The organism is Dokdonella immobilis, assembly GCF_900115085.1.
GTDB lineage: Bacteria > Pseudomonadota > Gammaproteobacteria > Xanthomonadales > Rhodanobacteraceae > Dokdonella > Dokdonella immobilis.
This window is the reverse complement of the sequence record NZ_FOVF01000014.1, coordinates 68,938-82,916: the sequence shown is the minus strand read 5'-3', so window position 1 is coordinate 82,916 and position 13,979 is coordinate 68,938. Positions and strand designations below refer to the sequence as shown.

Genomic DNA, 13,979 nt, shown 5'->3' with positions numbered 1-13,979 from the left:
GGGAAGGCGCAGCATGGGACTGGTAGGGGGAATTGCGGGCGCATTCATCGGAATCGTGCTCGCCACGCTGTTTGATCGCGAGTCAGGCCAGGTCGTCAGCGTTCTCGCCGGCGCCACGATCGGCTATCTGCTTGCCCGTGTCGCCGCCCTCGGCGCCCGGCTGCGCGCCATTGAATCGCGCCTCGAGGCCCGGGATGCCACCGAGTCCACACGCGCCGCGGTCGCGGCCCGAGCGGTGCCGCCTGCCATGAGCGAGGCCCTCGACCTGCGGCCAAAGGTGCCCGCGCCTCAGCCGGTTCCCCAGGCTGAGGAAGCCTTCGAGTTGCCCGATCCGATGCCCGCGCCTCCCCTGCCCGCGGCAAGCATCCAGACCGAGCCCGAGTCCATGGGCGCGGCGATTGCCTGGCAGGAACGCGAGCCGACAGGTCCCGATGTCGGCGAGCGCGCGGTCGGCTGGATCAAGGCCTGGTTCACCGAGGGTAATGTGCCGGTCAAGGTCGGCATGCTCGTGCTGTTCGCCGGAGTCGCCGCGCTGCTCAAGTACGCGGCCGACGAAGGCTGGTTTACCTTTCCGATCGAGTTCCGTCTGGTCGGCGTTGCCGTTGCGGCGGTAGCAGCCCTGGTTTTCGCCTGGCGCCAGCGCGATACGCGTCGCGCGTTCTCGCTGAGCCTGCAGGGTGGCGCGATCGGCATCTTGCTGTTGACCGTGTTTGCGGCATTTCGTCTCTATCACTTGTTGCCGGCATTGCCGGCGTTCGCCCTGATGATCATCCTGGTAGCCGGCGTCTGCCTGCTCGCGGTGCTGCAGGATGCGCTGGCCCTGGCCGTGCTCGGCATCGTCGCCGGCTTCGCCGCGCCGATCCTGATCTCGACCGGCAGCGGCAATCATGTCTTCCTTTTTTCCTACTATGCCGTGCTCAACGTCGCGGTGTTCGCGATCGCCTGGACGCGCGCATGGCGGGTGCTGAACCTGATCGGCTTCTTCTTCACTTATGCAATCGGCACGCTTTGGGGCGTTCTCAAATACAACCACGCCCTGTTCGACAGCACCGAGCCGTTCCTGGTCCTGTTCTTCGTCCTCTATCTCGCCATCCCGGTCCTCTATGCGTTGAGGCTCGGGCGTGAGCGACCCGATGTCGTCGACGGCACCCTCGTGTTCGGCAACCCGCTGGTCGCCTTTGCCCTGCAGGCCGCCCTGCTCGAAGGCGAGCGCATGCCGCTGGCGATCTCGGCACTCGCACTTGGCGTCATCTATGCCGCGCTCGCGGCCGGCCTGATCAGGCGCCTGCGCGTGCTCGGCGAATCGTTCGCCGTGCTCGCCCTCGGCTTCTCGACCCTGGCCATCCCGCTGGCCCTGTCGGCGCGCACGACCGGCTGCCTGTTCGCCCTCGAGGGCGCCGCCCTGGTCTGGCTCGGCCTGCGCCAGCAACGCCGCCTGCCGCGCTGGATCGGCCTGCTCCTGCAACTGCTCGCCGCCGGCGCCTATGTCGCGGCCATCGGTGCGCGCGAAGTCGATGCGCTGCCGCTGGCCAACGGCCCGTTCCTCGGTGCCATGCTGATCGCCGGCTCAGCCCTGGCCTGTGCCTGGCTCTATCAGCGCGCGAATCGCTCGGCCGAACTCGGCGTCGTGCTCTATCTCTGGGGCCTGGCCTGGTGGTTCGGCGCCTGGCTGGTCGACATCGACCGCTTCGTCGCCGCAGAGGAGCAGCTGCCGGCGGTGCTTGGGGTAGTCGCCGTCAGCGCCTGGCTGGTCGGCGAAGCGGAACGTCTCTGGCAACGCCGATCCCTGGCCTTCACGGTCGGTGTGCTGTTCTGGGTCACCCTGCCGATCAGCGCCGTCATCGGCGTCGACGGCCAGGTCTTTGCCGGCTGGAGCGGGCTCGCGCATGTCGCGCTCGCGGTCCTCGGCTTGCGCAGCCTCGCTTGCCTGCGCAGCAGCGCGGATGCGGCACAGACCACGGCGCATCTCGGCTGGCTGTGGACCTGGACCCTGGCCTTCTGCCTGAGTCTGCGCGAGGTCGCCCTGCGCGCGGAACTCGACGCCGGCTGGCTGCTGGCGATGATCGGTCTGCCGGTGTTGCTCGTGCACGGCCTCGCGCTGCGCAGGCCGCACTGGATCTCCCATCCGCTTGGCGACGAATTCCCGCGCTACCGGCCAGGCCTGCTGACCTCGCAGGCGTTCGTGCTCGGCTTCCTGCTCCTGCTTAGCCTGTTCAATGCCGGCGCCAGCGCGCCGCTCGCCTTCGTGCCGCTGCTCAATCCGCTCGAACTGTTCCAGCTCGCCACCCTGATCGTGCTGGCCCTGTGGATGCGCGACCCGGATGCACCGGCGATCATCCGCGGCCGGCGCACAGCGCTGTTCGCCGCCGGCGGTTTCATCCTGATCACCGATGCGACCCTGCGCGCCGTGCATCATCTCGGCGGCATCGCGTGGGATGAACGCCTGCTCTCGGCCAGCCTCGCCCAGACCAGCCTGGCCGTGGTCTGGAGCATCCTCGGCGTGGCCGGCTGGGTGATCGGGTCGCGACGCGGCAATCGCCCGCTGTGGCTGGCCAGCGCCGTGCTGATGGCCGTGGTCCTGGCCAAGCTGCTGCTGATCGACCGCCAGCATCTCGGCAATCTGTTCGGCATCGCCTCGTTCATTGCCTACGGCCTGCTCTGCACCCTGGTCGGCTACCTGGCCCCTGCGCCACCCCGCGAAACGGCCACGGAGCAGGCGGCATGAAGCGCCTGCTGCTCTGCGTCGGGCTGACGGCGCAGGCTGGCATGGCCGCGAGCCCGGCCGACTATGCGAACGTGATTCCGATCCGGACAAGCGGCGAAAGTGCGGCGTGGCAGTTCGAACTGGACAGTTCGGTCTATGCCGGATCGGTGGATCCGGATCTGCGCGACCTCGCCGTGTTCAATGCGGCTGGTCAAGCCGTGCCGATGACGATCCGGCCGGTCGAACTTCCCGACTCGCAAGTCGAGCAGCGCGCCTCTGTTCCGGTGCTGGCGCTTCCGGACGGTCGCCGTGGCGGCACCGGTGTCGACCTGCACCTCGTCGTCGAGCGCGACGCGGCGGGCCGCCTGCGCCGGCTCGAGGCGCAGTCGACGGGCGAACCCACGGTGGCGGTCGAACCGCGCGAATGGCTGCTCGACCTCGCTGCCTTCGACCGCGGCATCGACTATCTGGAACTCGACTGGGATGCGCCGCGCGACAAGCTCATTGCCCGATTCGAAGTCCGTGGCAGCAACGATCTGCAGCGCTGGGACCTGCTCAACGCGGATGCCACCGTGGTCATGATCGAGCAGGATGGCGCCCGCATCGAACGTCGCAACATCGATCTTTCGACCACCCGGCTGCGCTACCTGCGGCTTCTGCGGACCGATGACGGCCTGCCACTGGCCGGCCTGCGCGCCGAAGCAGGCAGGACGCGACACGTGGCTGGCTCGGCGCGCGTGCAGTGGCTGCAGGCGGCATCGGTCGAGCGTCTCGGCGAACTGGACGCCGACAAGACGCGCTTCCTGTACGTCCTGAACCCTGCCGTGCCGGCGACCGACGTGAAGGTCAACCTGTCCAGCGACAATGCGGTGGCGCAACTGGACGTGCTGGCGTCGGCTGACGAGGCGCCGGCGTCGGGACGCTGGGTCCGACGCGCACGCTTCGTCGCGTTCCGATTGCTGCAGGACGGCGACGTGATCGACAACGGTTTTGCCGCGCTGACGCCAGGACCGCGAATCCGGTCATTGCGACTCGATTCGGCAACACCGCTGGCCGCACCCCCGGATGTCGTGGTCGGCTACCGTCCGGCACGTCTGCTGTTCCTGGCCGAAGGAAACGGTCCGTTCCTGCTTGCCGTCGGCAGCGCGAGCGAACGCTATCCGGATTATCCGATCGAGCCGGCGCTCGTTTCGCTGCGCTCGCGCTTTGGCCCGGAATGGCAACCGGCCGTGGCCGATCTGGGCGACTCGCGTGCCAGCGCCGGGGCCAAGGCCCTGCGTCCCGCGCAGCAGCCGGTGAACTGGAAGCGCTGGCTGCTATGGAGCGTGCTGATCGGCGCCGCCGCGGTGGTTGGCGGCATCGCCATCAGCCTGCTGCGCGGCAGCGGCGAGGGCCGCGGTGAAGAGCGCCAGCAGCCACCAGAAGAATAGCCCCCACCAGGCCGAGTAAAAGGCCAGGTGGGTATTCAGCGGAAAGCACATCGCGACCAGGGCCAGACCCGGCGCGAAGGCCCGGGCTCTCTGCGCCGGCCTCGCCCGTCGCCAGGCGCGAATCGCCACGGTGACGCCGAGCGTCCAGAAGAGGAAACCGACCAGTCCGGTCTCGCTAAGCACTTCGAGCACGACCTGGTGTGCATGCGAGGCCCCGACACCGGTTCTGGCATCGACGAAGCGATCGCCGGGCGCCGCGTGCTGCGGATAGTCGTAGCGGAAGCCGCGCGCGCCGACGCCGGTCAGCGGATGCGCCCGGATCATCGCGTAGGCGGTCTGCCAGATGCTGAGCCGACCGGCCGAGGCGTCGTCGATGGCCGCCGAGGTTCCCTGCAATGCCAGCAAGCTGCGCTCGATGCGCGCACCGAAGCCGGCTGATCCGCGCCAGGCCATGCCGATGCTGAAGGCGACGCCGAGCAACACGCCGATCAGCAGCGGCAGGAAACGCCGGAAGTCCCGCGTCTCGCGCCAGGCGAAGACGACGCAGACCAGGGCATAGGAAAGCCATGCCGCGCGCGAGCCGGCGAGCAGTATCGGAATCAGCAAGGCGACGAAAGCGAGCAGGAGTCCGAGCCGGCCGGTGCGCTCTCGCGCCACCAGCAGCAGGAACGGCGCGAGCGTCGCCAGCACCGGGCCGAGCTTGAGGTTGCCGGCGCCGAAGATACCGGCCAGGCGTTCGGCTTCCGGCGCGCCGCCAAGACTGTTGCCGGTCAGATACTGGATCCATGCGTCGACCAGCCAGAGTCCGCAGATCGCCGCTATCGAGACGTGCACGGCCGGCCAGACCTCGGCTCTGCGCAATGCCCATGCCACGAACACCGCGAGCGGCAGGAAGCGCAAGGTCTCCAGCGCCGTCATCCAGGTCTTGGCCGGGGCCACGGCAGCAAAACCCGAAAAGACGATCGGCAGCCAGTAGCAGGCAAACAGGATCAGGATCAGGCGCAGGCCCGCATCGCTCAACAAGGAACTGCGATAGCGCACGAGCAGGCCAAGACCGACCAGCGCGGCAACCAGAACCGGCAGCTCCGAGCTGCGTCCGATCGGCAGCAGGACGAGAACGCCGAGCACCACCAGCAACGCCGCCAGTTCGCCGCGTCGCTGCGGACTCGCAAGCATCATCGGTCGCTGCGTCGACGCAGCGGTTCGGCGGCGATTTCCCGGTAGAGGCCCAGGGTGGCCTCCTGCATGTCGGAAAGACGATAGCGGGTCAGCGGCTGGATCGCCGGTGCCGCACGCATCAACTCGGCGGCACGCTCGACCAGGCGCGCGCGGTCGCCGGCAGGAACGCGTCCGGCGGGATACAGGTCAGTCAGCAGTTCGCCGACGCCGCCATGGGCGTAGCCGAGCACCGGCCGGCACAGCGACAGGGCCTCTATCACGGTGCGCCCGAACGACTCGCGCTGGGTGCTCAGCTGCAGGATCAGGGTCGACACGGCCATGACATCACGGACGTCCTCGCGTGGTGCCGAGATGACCATGTCGGGGGCGACGCCGAGTTTTTCGGCGAGGCCCTCGAGCTCGGTCACATAGGACTCTCGACCAGGCTCGCGCGCACCGAGCAGCAGCAGGCGCGCATCGACTCCGCGCTCCTTGAGGTCGGCCAGCAGTCTGATCGCATCGGCGTGGCCTTTCAGTCGGGTTCCGCGCGCCGGCAGGGTCAGCAACGGAGCGCCCTCGAGCCGAGGAAACTCGGCAAAAAAGCGCGTGCGCCAGTCGTCATCGGGCTGGTGGCCGAACGGGAACTCAATGGCGTCGACGCCGCGCGGGATCAACACCAGACGCGCAGGATTGGTATCGCGGTAGTGGCGGAGCACATGGTCGCGGACCATGTTCGAAACGCAGATCACGCGGTCGCCGCGGGCCATGATGCCGCTGTACCAGCCCGGCGAATTGAGTCCGTGCACGGTGGTGACGAAATGCGGCCGAGGCGGGCCGATCTTGCGCAGCGCATGCCAGCCGATCCAGGCCGGCAGCCGCGAGCGCGCATGCACGATGTCGGCGCCAACCTCGGCGAGGATCGAGCGCAGGCGCGGCACCAGGGTCAGCGTGCGCAACGATTTACGCCCGATCGGCAGCTCGATGTGACGGCTGCCCTCGGCCTCGAGTTGTCCGACCAGGCGGCCACCGCCCGAAATCACGATCGATTCATGGCCCGCCTCGACCAGGGCTCGGCCGATTTCCAGCGTCGAGCGTTCGGCTCCGCCGGAAACGAGTGCCGGCACCAGTTGCGCAACGCACAGGCGCCGGGGTGTCAGATTCGGACCAGGTTCGGACAAAACGGCCTCGGCATCGGCAGTGGGATCGGTGCGCCGGTTTTTTCAGCTTTCCAGCACGAATTCGGCCCCGCAATACGGACATTTGGCGTTTCCGCCCTGCTCCTCGATCGGCAGATAGACCTTGGGATGCGAGTTCCACAGCGCCATTGCGGGCATCGGACAGCTCAGGGGCAAATCCGAACGCTTCACCGGGTAGCGGTTCTCGGCATTGGCCGGCAAGCGCGGTTCGACCGCTGGATTGCGCAACGACATACGCCCAGACTCCAGAAAAAGACGATAGTCAGACAGTTTAGCAGCATGGATTGTGCCAAGTGCGTCACAATTGGCGTGTGGGCCGATTCGCAGCCCGACCCTCCGCGGTCGGGCAACCTTGCCGAACTCAAACGCCTAGAATGCCCGGGTGAATGCACTGCAGTGCATCGCCTCAATCCACCAACGTAGGGGAGAAACCAATGGATTTCGGAAAGCTCATTGCACGCGCCCAAGCCATCCTGATGTCACCAAAGACCGAATGGCCGGTGATCGCGGCCGAGCAGGAGACGGTTGCCAATCTGTACAAGAACTACATCGTCGTGCTGGCCGCGATCCCGGCGATCGCCGGCTTCATCAAGGGCAGCCTGATCGGGTACAGCGCGTTCGGATTCACCGCCCGCACGCCAATCGTCAGCGGCATCATCGGCATGATCGTCGCCTACGCGCTGGCACTCGCCGTGGTCTACCTGATCGGCCTGATCATCGATGCGCTGGCGCCGACCTTCGGTGGCGAGAAGAACCAGATCCAGGCCCTGAAGACGGCTGCCTACATGTCCACGGCCGGCTGGGTCGCGGGCGTTGCCGTGATCGTGCCATGGATCGGCTGGCTGATCGTCTGGGCCGGCTTCTTCTATGGCGCCTACCTGCTTTTCCTCGGGCTGCCCAACACGATGCGCTGCCCGCAGGACAAGGCGGTCGGCTACACCATCGTCACGGTCCTGATCGGCTTCGTCCTCAGTATCATCCTCGGCATGATCGTCGGCGGCATCACGGCGGCCGGAACCATGGGTGCCGCGGTCGGCAATGCGGTCAGGATCGGCGACAGCGGCAGCAACGTCTCCATCGATACCGACAGCGCGCTCGGCAAGCTGGCCGCGCTGGGCCAGCAGATGGAACAGCAGGGCAAGAAGATGGAGGCGGCCAAGCGCAGCGGCGATGCCGATGCGCAGGCCGAGGCGGCCAGCGCGATGCTGGGTACCATGCTCGGCGGCGGCAGCCAGGTTGAGGCCCTGGCGCCCGATGCGATCAAGCCGTTCCTGCCCGAGAAGCTGGCCGGCTTCAAGCGCGAATCGATCTCGGTCGAACGCAATGGCGCCATGGGCGTCCAGGTCAGCACGGGACGTGCCACCTACCGCGACGCCAACGACAATCGTCTCGAGCTCGAGATCACCGACATGGGTGGAGCCAAGGGCATCATGGCCCTGGCCGGCTTCGCCGGCATCGAGACCGAGAAGGAAACGGCCTACGGCTACGAGAAGACCTACAAGCAGGATGGCCGTCTGGTCAACGAACGCTGGGACAACAACAGCCACAACGGCGAATTCGGCATCGTTCTCGGCGACCGTTTCGCGGTCAAGCTGAACGGCAGTGGCGAAGGCCTCGACATGAACGTGCTGAAGTCGGCGCTGTCCTCGCTCGACCTGGCCGGTCTCGAGTCGTTGAAGGACCAGGGCGTCAAGAACGGCTGAGTCCGGTATCGGCCGGATTCGTTCTCCCCGGCCACGTCTGCGGCCAAGCTTGCAGGCACGACCACCCGCTCGTGAAACGGATCCGGCCGGAAAGACGTTCCCGCCCCCGCCGGGCCGGGTCAGCCGGGACACCATGGCGGCGGCCCGGCTACCCGCACCGTCTCACCAAGTTATTTTGCGTCGCTCTTTGCGGCCGTCGCCTCGGTGGTCAGGCTGATACGCACCTCGTCGCTGACGTTCGGCACGTAGGCGCCCATGCCGAAATCGCTGCGCTTGACCGTGGTGTGGCCATCGAAACCAATGGCCGACACCTTCTTCATCGGATGTTCGCCGATACCGTTGAGCGTGGCTTCGAGGACCACCGGCCTGGTCACCCCATGCAGGGTCAGGTCTCCGGTTACCTTGAATGTGCCGGCGCTGGCGCCCTTCTCGACCTTGGTGCTCTTGAACGTGGCGGTCGGATATTTCTCGACGTCGAAGAAATCGGCGCTCTTCAGATGGGTGTCGAGCTTGGGCACGTGGCTGTTGAGGCTGTCGATCTCGATTGTCACGTCGACCGCAGAACTCGCGACGTCGTCGGCGTCGAAGCGGATCGTGCCTTCGATCTTGTCGAATCCGGCACTCGGATTGGAAAAGCCGAAATGATTCCAGGTGAAATTTGCCTGGGTGTGGGTGCCATCGATCGTGTAGGTCTCGGCAGCGGCGAAGGCCGAGGCCGAAGTCAGCGCGAGCGCTGCGGCAAGCAGGGTTTTCTGGAACATGGGTTCTCTCCGTCTGGAAAAAATCATTCGATGCGGCAGGCCTCATCGAACGCAAAGCGCTCTTCGCGCGCACGCAGCACGGCGGGATTGCCGTAGCCGATATTGATCAGGAAGTTCGACTTGATCGAGGTACCTTCGAAGAAGGCGGCATCGACCTTGGCATTGCTGAAACCCGACATCGGGCCGCAATCGAGGCCCAGCGCACGCAGGGCGATGATCAGGTAGGCGCCCTGCAGGCTCGAATTGCGGAATGCTGTCGCCGCGATCGCATCGGGCTTGCCCTTGAACCACGGCACCGCATCCTCCTCTTTGTATAGACGCGGCAGGAATTCGTAGAAGGCATGGTCGGCAGCGACGATGGCGGTGGCCGGCGCGGCCATGGTCTGGGCCACGTTCGACTCGGACAACGCAGCACGCAGCTTTTCCTTGGCCTCCGGCGAACGTACGAAGACCACGCGCATCGGCTGGGTATTGGCACTGGTCGGGCCGAGCTTCGCCAGGTCGTAGGCTTGTTTCAGCAAGGCATCGGGCACCGCCTGGTCAAGCCAGGCATCGGCGGAGCGGCGATAGGTGCGCGCGGCGCGGAAAATCTGGTCGAGGGCGAAATCGTTAAGGGGACTCTTCATCGAAACTCCTGTCAGCCGAACAGGTCGTCCCTGCCCGGGTTAAAGTCTAGGGGCGAATGGCGCGGGTTCAACGCAACGAAGCAGAACGGATTGCTGCCGTCTGGTGGACAATGCCAATTCTGCGGCGTGGCGTCGCGCCATCGGGCAAGCGGGAGTAGCGGGCATGATAGCGAAGAGAACCTGATTGTCTTCTGAGGATTGCAAATCGAGTTGCTGGGTCATCAGCGACGGCGCCGCCGGCAACGAGCGCCAGGCGCTGGCCCTGGCCCAGGCGCTCGATCTGAAGCCGCGCATCCTGCGCCTTTCCGTGGCGCAACCCTGGGCTGCACTCGCGCCACGACTGACGTGGGCTGCCAGGCGGGCCTTGCGCGACCAGGACCACGGCCCGATAGATCCGCCCTGGCCCGACATCGCGATCGGCTGCGGCCGCCGCGCGGCCCTGCTGACGCGCTGCCTGCGCGGCTGGAGCAAGGGCCGCTGCTTCACCGTGCAGATCCTCGATCCACGCGTCTCACCCGATCTGTTCGACGTCGTCGTCGCCCCCCGCCACGACCGCCTCTCGGCGAGCAACCTGATCGAGACCCTCGGCGCGCTCAATCCCGTCGACGATGCCTGGCTCGCGGCCGGACGTGCGCGCTTTTCCAGGCTGGGCCAATGTCCGGCACCGAGGACGGCCGTATTGATCGGCGCCTCGAATTCGGCGCAGACCCTCGATGACGGCTATTTCGAGGCCCTTCATCGCGCGCTTGCCGGGCTTTTTGAAAGACAGGGCGGCAGCTTCCTGGTCAGTGCTTCGCGACGCACGCCCGCCGATCGCATCGCCGCGTTGCGCCGGCAATTCGCGGCCTGGCCAGGGATCCTCTGGGCAGGGCCCGAAGATGGCGAGAATCCCTACCCCGGCATCCTCGCCTGGGCCGATCGCATCATCGTTACTGCCGATTCGGTCAACATGATCTCCGAAGCCTGCGCGACCCCGGTTCCAGTGCATGCGTTCGCTGCACGGCCGGTGGTCGGCAAGCTTGGTGATTTCCATCAGGCCCTGATTGGAAGCGGTCGCCTCTCAGCCCTTGATGACGACGATCCGACGCAAGGCCTCCCGCTGCGCGAGACGGCTCAGGTTGCCGCCCGCATCCGCGCGCTCTGGCAACGCAGGCCATCTGGTCCGCCAGCCGCCTGATTGAATCGTCGCGCGGCAAAACCAGGGACGAGGCCCCGGCATGCATGGTGGGGTCCTTGGCATGCGCCGGAGCGTCTTCCCAGGCAGGACACCCGACCGCCGCGCGGCGAATGGATCGCTCTTCGCTGTTCGATTCCGGGCGCTGCGCTTTTGAACACCGCAATCAGTCGAAGGCCAGGTCCAGCTCGCGCGCGACCTCGAGGACCCGGCGGGTGGCGTTGTCGAGTTCGTCATCGCGCGGCGCCAGGCGCGGCCGTGCATCGAGCTTGTTGGCCAGCGAGCGGGCCAGCATCAGCATGTGCGCCTCGCGCAGGATTTCCGCCTGGCGCGCGTCGATCAGGCTGGCATTGGCGGCAACGTCGATCAGGTCGGCGGTATTGGTGACGCCGAGCAGGCGCGGCTGGACCGAGGCGTGCTCGAGGACGATGGCCTGCATCAGGAATTCTATGTCGACGAGGGCGCCGAGGCCCTGCTTGAGATCGAGCACCTGCGCGTTCGAACGATCGCTTTCCTTGCGCCAGCGCGTGCGCATGTCGACGATCTGGCGACGCAGTTCGCCGCCGTAGACGCGGGCATCGAGGGCGTGGGCGCGGGCCTCGGTAAAGCGCCGACCGAGGGCGACGTCGCCGGCGACCGCGCGGGCCCGGACCAGGGCCTGGTGCTCCCAGGTCCAGGCGCGCTCCTGCTGGTAGGCGGCATAGGCCTCGAGGCTGGTGACGAGCAGGCCGGTGCCGCCGTCGGGGCGCAGGCGGATGTCGATTTCGTAGAGCCGACCCGAGCGCGTCAGCATGGTCAGCAGGTGCACGAAACGCTGCGCGAGACGGGCATAGTAGCGAGCGCCCTCGAGCGGCTTGTCGCCATCCGATTCGAGCGCGGCGTGGCTGCCGTCGTAGATGAAGACGAGATCGAGATCCGAGCCGAAGCCGAGTTCGATGCCGCCGAGGCTGCCGTAGCCGATCACGGCCATGCCGGCACCCTCGCCGAGTCGATCGTCGATATGCCCGTGCGCGGCGATCAGGTCGCGTTCGGCGATGCGCAGCACGGTGGCGAGCACCGCTTCGGCGACCGCGGCGAGTGCGCGCGCCGTCTGCATCGCATCGATGCGCTTGCCGAGAAAAGCCAGGCCGATGCGGAAATGCGCGGCCAGGCGCTGTTCCTGGACCAGTTCGATTTCGCGCTCGAGGTCGTGATCGGCGACCGAGCCGAGGCGGCGCAGGATCTCGGCCTCGATCTCCTCGCGATCGGGTGGCGGGCCATCGCTGCGGTCGTCGAACAACTCGTCGAGCAGCAGCGGGTGGGCGATCACGCGTGCGGCGAGCAGTGCGCTCGCCGCGAACACGCCGGTCAGTCGTTTCAGCGCAACCGGCTGCTCGTCGAGCAGGGCGAGGTAGGCCGAGCGCCGGGCGACCGCGTGGACCAGGCCGATCAGGCGAACCAGGCAGGCGCTCGGCGCGGCGCTTTCGGCCGCCGCGCCAAACAGGGCCGGCATGACCCGATCGATGCGCTCACGTGAACGCACGGATGCGGCACGCAGGATCGGACTGCCGAGCAGGCCCTCGAGCGCCGAAACGACCGGCTCGACCGGATCGAAACCGGCTTCGACAAATGCGCCGGTATCGACGCCGTTGCTGGCGCAGCGTTGCCAGAGCGCGTTCCATTCGACCGCCTTCGCCGAGGTGCGTGCGCGTTGCGCCGGTGCCATCACTGCGTCGAATTCCTCGCTGACCGCGGCCCGGTGGCGATCCAGGGCGGCGACCAGATCGACCCAGGCGGCATGGCCCAGGGCCAGCGCAATACGCTGGCGCTGGGTGTGGTCGGCCGGCAATTCATGGGTTTGCTGATCCGCGAACATCTGCACGCGATTTTCCAGGCGGCGCAGGAAACGATAGGCCTCGACCAGCCGCTTGCTGCGCTTGGCGCTGATCAGTCCGAGCTGCTCGCAGGCCGAGAGGGCCGGCAGCAGGCCACGCACGCGCAGCGATGGTTCGCGACCGCCGCGGATCAGTTGCATGAGCTGGACGATGAATTCGATTTCGCGGATGCCACCGGGGCCGAGCTTGATGTGCTCGGCCAGGTCCTTACGCGCCACTTCGGCGTCGATCAGCGCCTTCATTTCGCGCAGGCCGGCAAACGCCGTGTAGTCGAAATAGCGACGGAACACGAACGGGCGCAGGGTCGCCAGCAGGCGGTTGCCGGCGGCCTTGTCGCCGGCGACCGGCCGCGCCTTGATCCAGGCATAGCGCTCCCAGTCGCGACCCTCGCGCTGGTAGTACTGCTCCATGGCCGAAAACGACAGCGCCACGCGACCGACATTGCCGAACGGCCGCAGGCGCAGGTCGACGCGGTAGACGTAACCTTCGGAAGTGCGGTCGGCGAGCAGCGAGATCAGGTGCTGGCTCAGCCGCGAGTACCAGATTTCGGCATCCAGCGCGCGCGCACCGTCGCTGCTGCCACCGGCTTCCTCGTAGGCCAGGACCAGATCGACATCGGACGAAAAATTCAGTTCGCCGCCACCGAGCTTGCCGAGTGCCAGCACGACCAGCCGCTGCACTTCGCCGGCCTCGTTGCGGACCACGCCGTGGCGCTCGGCCAGTTGCCGCTCGGCATGGCGCAGGGCGACTTCGAGGCAGACTTCGGCCAGTACGCTGGAGGCGGCCAGGGTGGTCTCGATGCGGTCGATGTCGTTGACGTCCCGCCAGATCAGGCGGATCGACTCGCGGCGCCGGAAGCGCCGCAGTTCGGCGCGGAATTCTTCGTCGGGCAATGGCTGTGAGAATGGCGTGGCGCGCGCGTCGGCGTGGCGCGGATCGTTCATCAGGCGGACCAGATCGGGCCCGAGCAACTGCGGATCCTGGACAAAGCTCTCGAACGCGTAGTCGCTGGCCAGCAGGACCCGCTCGAGATGGCTGTCGACCCCGGCGTCATCGTAGAACGGCACCCCGGCCTGCCGGCATACGGTTTCCAGGCGTGACAACCGGGAATCCAGGAGGATTTCGATGGCTTGCGGACGGGCGGCGATGCTCATGCCGTCGATTCTGGCAGTCGGCCTCGACCACGGCCAGCACGGCCGCAAACCTGGCTGCATTCTTGCAAGCTATTGCGTCGCGACCCCCGCGGGCGCACGCTTCGCACCCGCGCGGGGAGCGCGCGAAACGATTCACCTTTCACTCAGCACGGCTCACGGAAAGTACGCTGCCGCGTAGAGCCACGCACCCAGTCGAGTT

Annotated in this window: 10 protein-coding genes; 4 read left to right on the top strand and 6 right to left on the bottom strand. The window is 67.0% G+C overall.

The window, feature by feature from the left end:
- Positions 1 to 13: 13 nt before the first annotated feature.
- Both BM125_RS11080 and BM125_RS11075 read left to right on the top strand, forming a co-directional pair.
- Positions 14 to 2,725 carry a DUF2339 domain-containing protein gene (locus BM125_RS11080; protein WP_092407929.1) on the top strand — a complete coding sequence of 904 codons (2,712 nt, stop codon included), beginning with the start codon at positions 14 to 16 and terminating at the stop codon, positions 2,723 to 2,725.
- Complete coding sequence (locus tag BM125_RS11075; RefSeq protein ID WP_092407927.1) at positions 2,722 to 4,134, top strand: DUF3999 family protein; 1,413 nt, start codon at positions 2,722 to 2,724, stop codon at positions 4,132 to 4,134. The genes BM125_RS11080 and BM125_RS11075 overlap by 4 nt, the downstream gene beginning before the upstream one ends.
- On the opposite strand, the gene BM125_RS11070 is transcribed toward BM125_RS11075, so the two are convergent.
- Genes BM125_RS11070 through BM125_RS11060 form a run of 3 tightly spaced genes read right to left on the bottom strand, consistent with a single transcriptional unit; the run spans position 4,021 to position 6,722 of the window.
- The gene (locus BM125_RS11070) at positions 4,021 to 5,310 is read right to left on the bottom strand and encodes an O-antigen ligase family protein (RefSeq protein ID WP_175498031.1); all 1,290 of its coding nucleotides are present in this window, start codon (positions 5,308 to 5,310) and stop codon (positions 4,021 to 4,023) included. The two genes, BM125_RS11075 and BM125_RS11070, sit on opposite strands and share 114 nt — an antisense overlap.
- The gene (locus BM125_RS11065) at positions 5,310 to 6,470 is read right to left on the bottom strand and encodes a glycosyltransferase (RefSeq protein ID WP_245778893.1); all 1,161 of its coding nucleotides are present in this window, start codon (positions 6,468 to 6,470) and stop codon (positions 5,310 to 5,312) included. The genes BM125_RS11070 and BM125_RS11065 overlap by 1 nt, the downstream gene beginning before the upstream one ends.
- 42 nt (positions 6,471 to 6,512) lie before the next feature.
- Positions 6,513 to 6,722 carry a zinc-finger domain-containing protein gene (locus BM125_RS11060; RefSeq protein ID WP_092407923.1) on the bottom strand — a complete coding sequence of 70 codons (210 nt, stop codon included), beginning with the start codon at positions 6,720 to 6,722 and terminating at the stop codon, positions 6,513 to 6,515.
- A 200-nt stretch (positions 6,723 to 6,922) separates the two neighbouring features.
- Between BM125_RS11060 and BM125_RS11055 the strand changes: the two genes are divergently transcribed.
- On the top strand, positions 6,923 to 8,191 hold the full coding sequence (locus BM125_RS11055; RefSeq protein ID WP_092407921.1) for a Yip1 family protein: 1,269 nt from the start codon (positions 6,923 to 6,925) through the stop codon (positions 8,189 to 8,191).
- Between the two features lie 170 nt (positions 8,192 to 8,361).
- Here the strand turns inward: BM125_RS11055 and BM125_RS11050 are convergent, their stop codons facing one another.
- Positions 8,362 to 8,952 (bottom strand): YceI family protein, encoded by a 591-nt coding sequence (locus tag BM125_RS11050; RefSeq protein ID WP_092407919.1) that lies wholly within the window; start codon positions 8,950 to 8,952, stop codon positions 8,362 to 8,364.
- 23 nt (positions 8,953 to 8,975) lie between these two features.
- Positions 8,976 to 9,578, bottom strand: coding sequence for a malonic semialdehyde reductase (locus tag BM125_RS11045; RefSeq protein ID WP_092407917.1), 603 nt, complete (start codon positions 9,576 to 9,578; stop codon positions 8,976 to 8,978).
- A gap of 184 nt (positions 9,579 to 9,762) precedes the next feature.
- Here BM125_RS11045 and BM125_RS11040 point away from each other — a divergent pair, with 184 nt between their 5' ends.
- Positions 9,763 to 10,755, top strand: coding sequence for a mitochondrial fission ELM1 family protein (locus BM125_RS11040; protein WP_092407915.1), 993 nt, complete (start codon positions 9,763 to 9,765; stop codon positions 10,753 to 10,755).
- 163 nt (positions 10,756 to 10,918) lie between these two features.
- Here BM125_RS11040 and glnE read toward each other — a convergent pair whose 3' ends face one another.
- Entirely contained in the window at positions 10,919 to 13,780 is a 2,862-nt protein-coding gene (gene glnE / locus BM125_RS11035) for a bifunctional [glutamate--ammonia ligase]-adenylyl-L-tyrosine phosphorylase/[glutamate--ammonia-ligase] adenylyltransferase (RefSeq protein ID WP_092407913.1), read from the bottom strand.
- Positions 13,781 to 13,979: the final 199 nt, after the last annotated feature.

Coding starts and splice junctions, on each gene's coding strand:
- BM125_RS11080 (WP_092407929.1), top strand. CDS start 14: ATGGGACTGGTAGGGGGAATTGCGGGCGCATTCATCGGAATCGTGCTC.
- BM125_RS11075 (WP_092407927.1), top strand. CDS start 2,722: ATGAAGCGCCTGCTGCTCTGCGTCGGGCTGACGGCGCAGGCTGGCATG.
- BM125_RS11070 (WP_175498031.1), bottom strand. CDS start 5,310: ATGCTTGCGAGTCCGCAGCGACGCGGCGAACTGGCGGCGTTGCTGGTG.
- BM125_RS11060 (WP_092407923.1), bottom strand. CDS start 6,722: ATGTCGTTGCGCAATCCAGCGGTCGAACCGCGCTTGCCGGCCAATGCC.
- BM125_RS11055 (WP_092407921.1), top strand. CDS start 6,923: ATGGATTTCGGAAAGCTCATTGCACGCGCCCAAGCCATCCTGATGTCA.
- BM125_RS11050 (WP_092407919.1), bottom strand. CDS start 8,952: ATGTTCCAGAAAACCCTGCTTGCCGCAGCGCTCGCGCTGACTTCGGCC.
- BM125_RS11045 (WP_092407917.1), bottom strand. CDS start 9,578: ATGAAGAGTCCCCTTAACGATTTCGCCCTCGACCAGATTTTCCGCGCC.
- glnE (WP_092407913.1), bottom strand. CDS start 13,780: ATGAGCATCGCCGCCCGTCCGCAAGCCATCGAAATCCTCCTGGATTCC.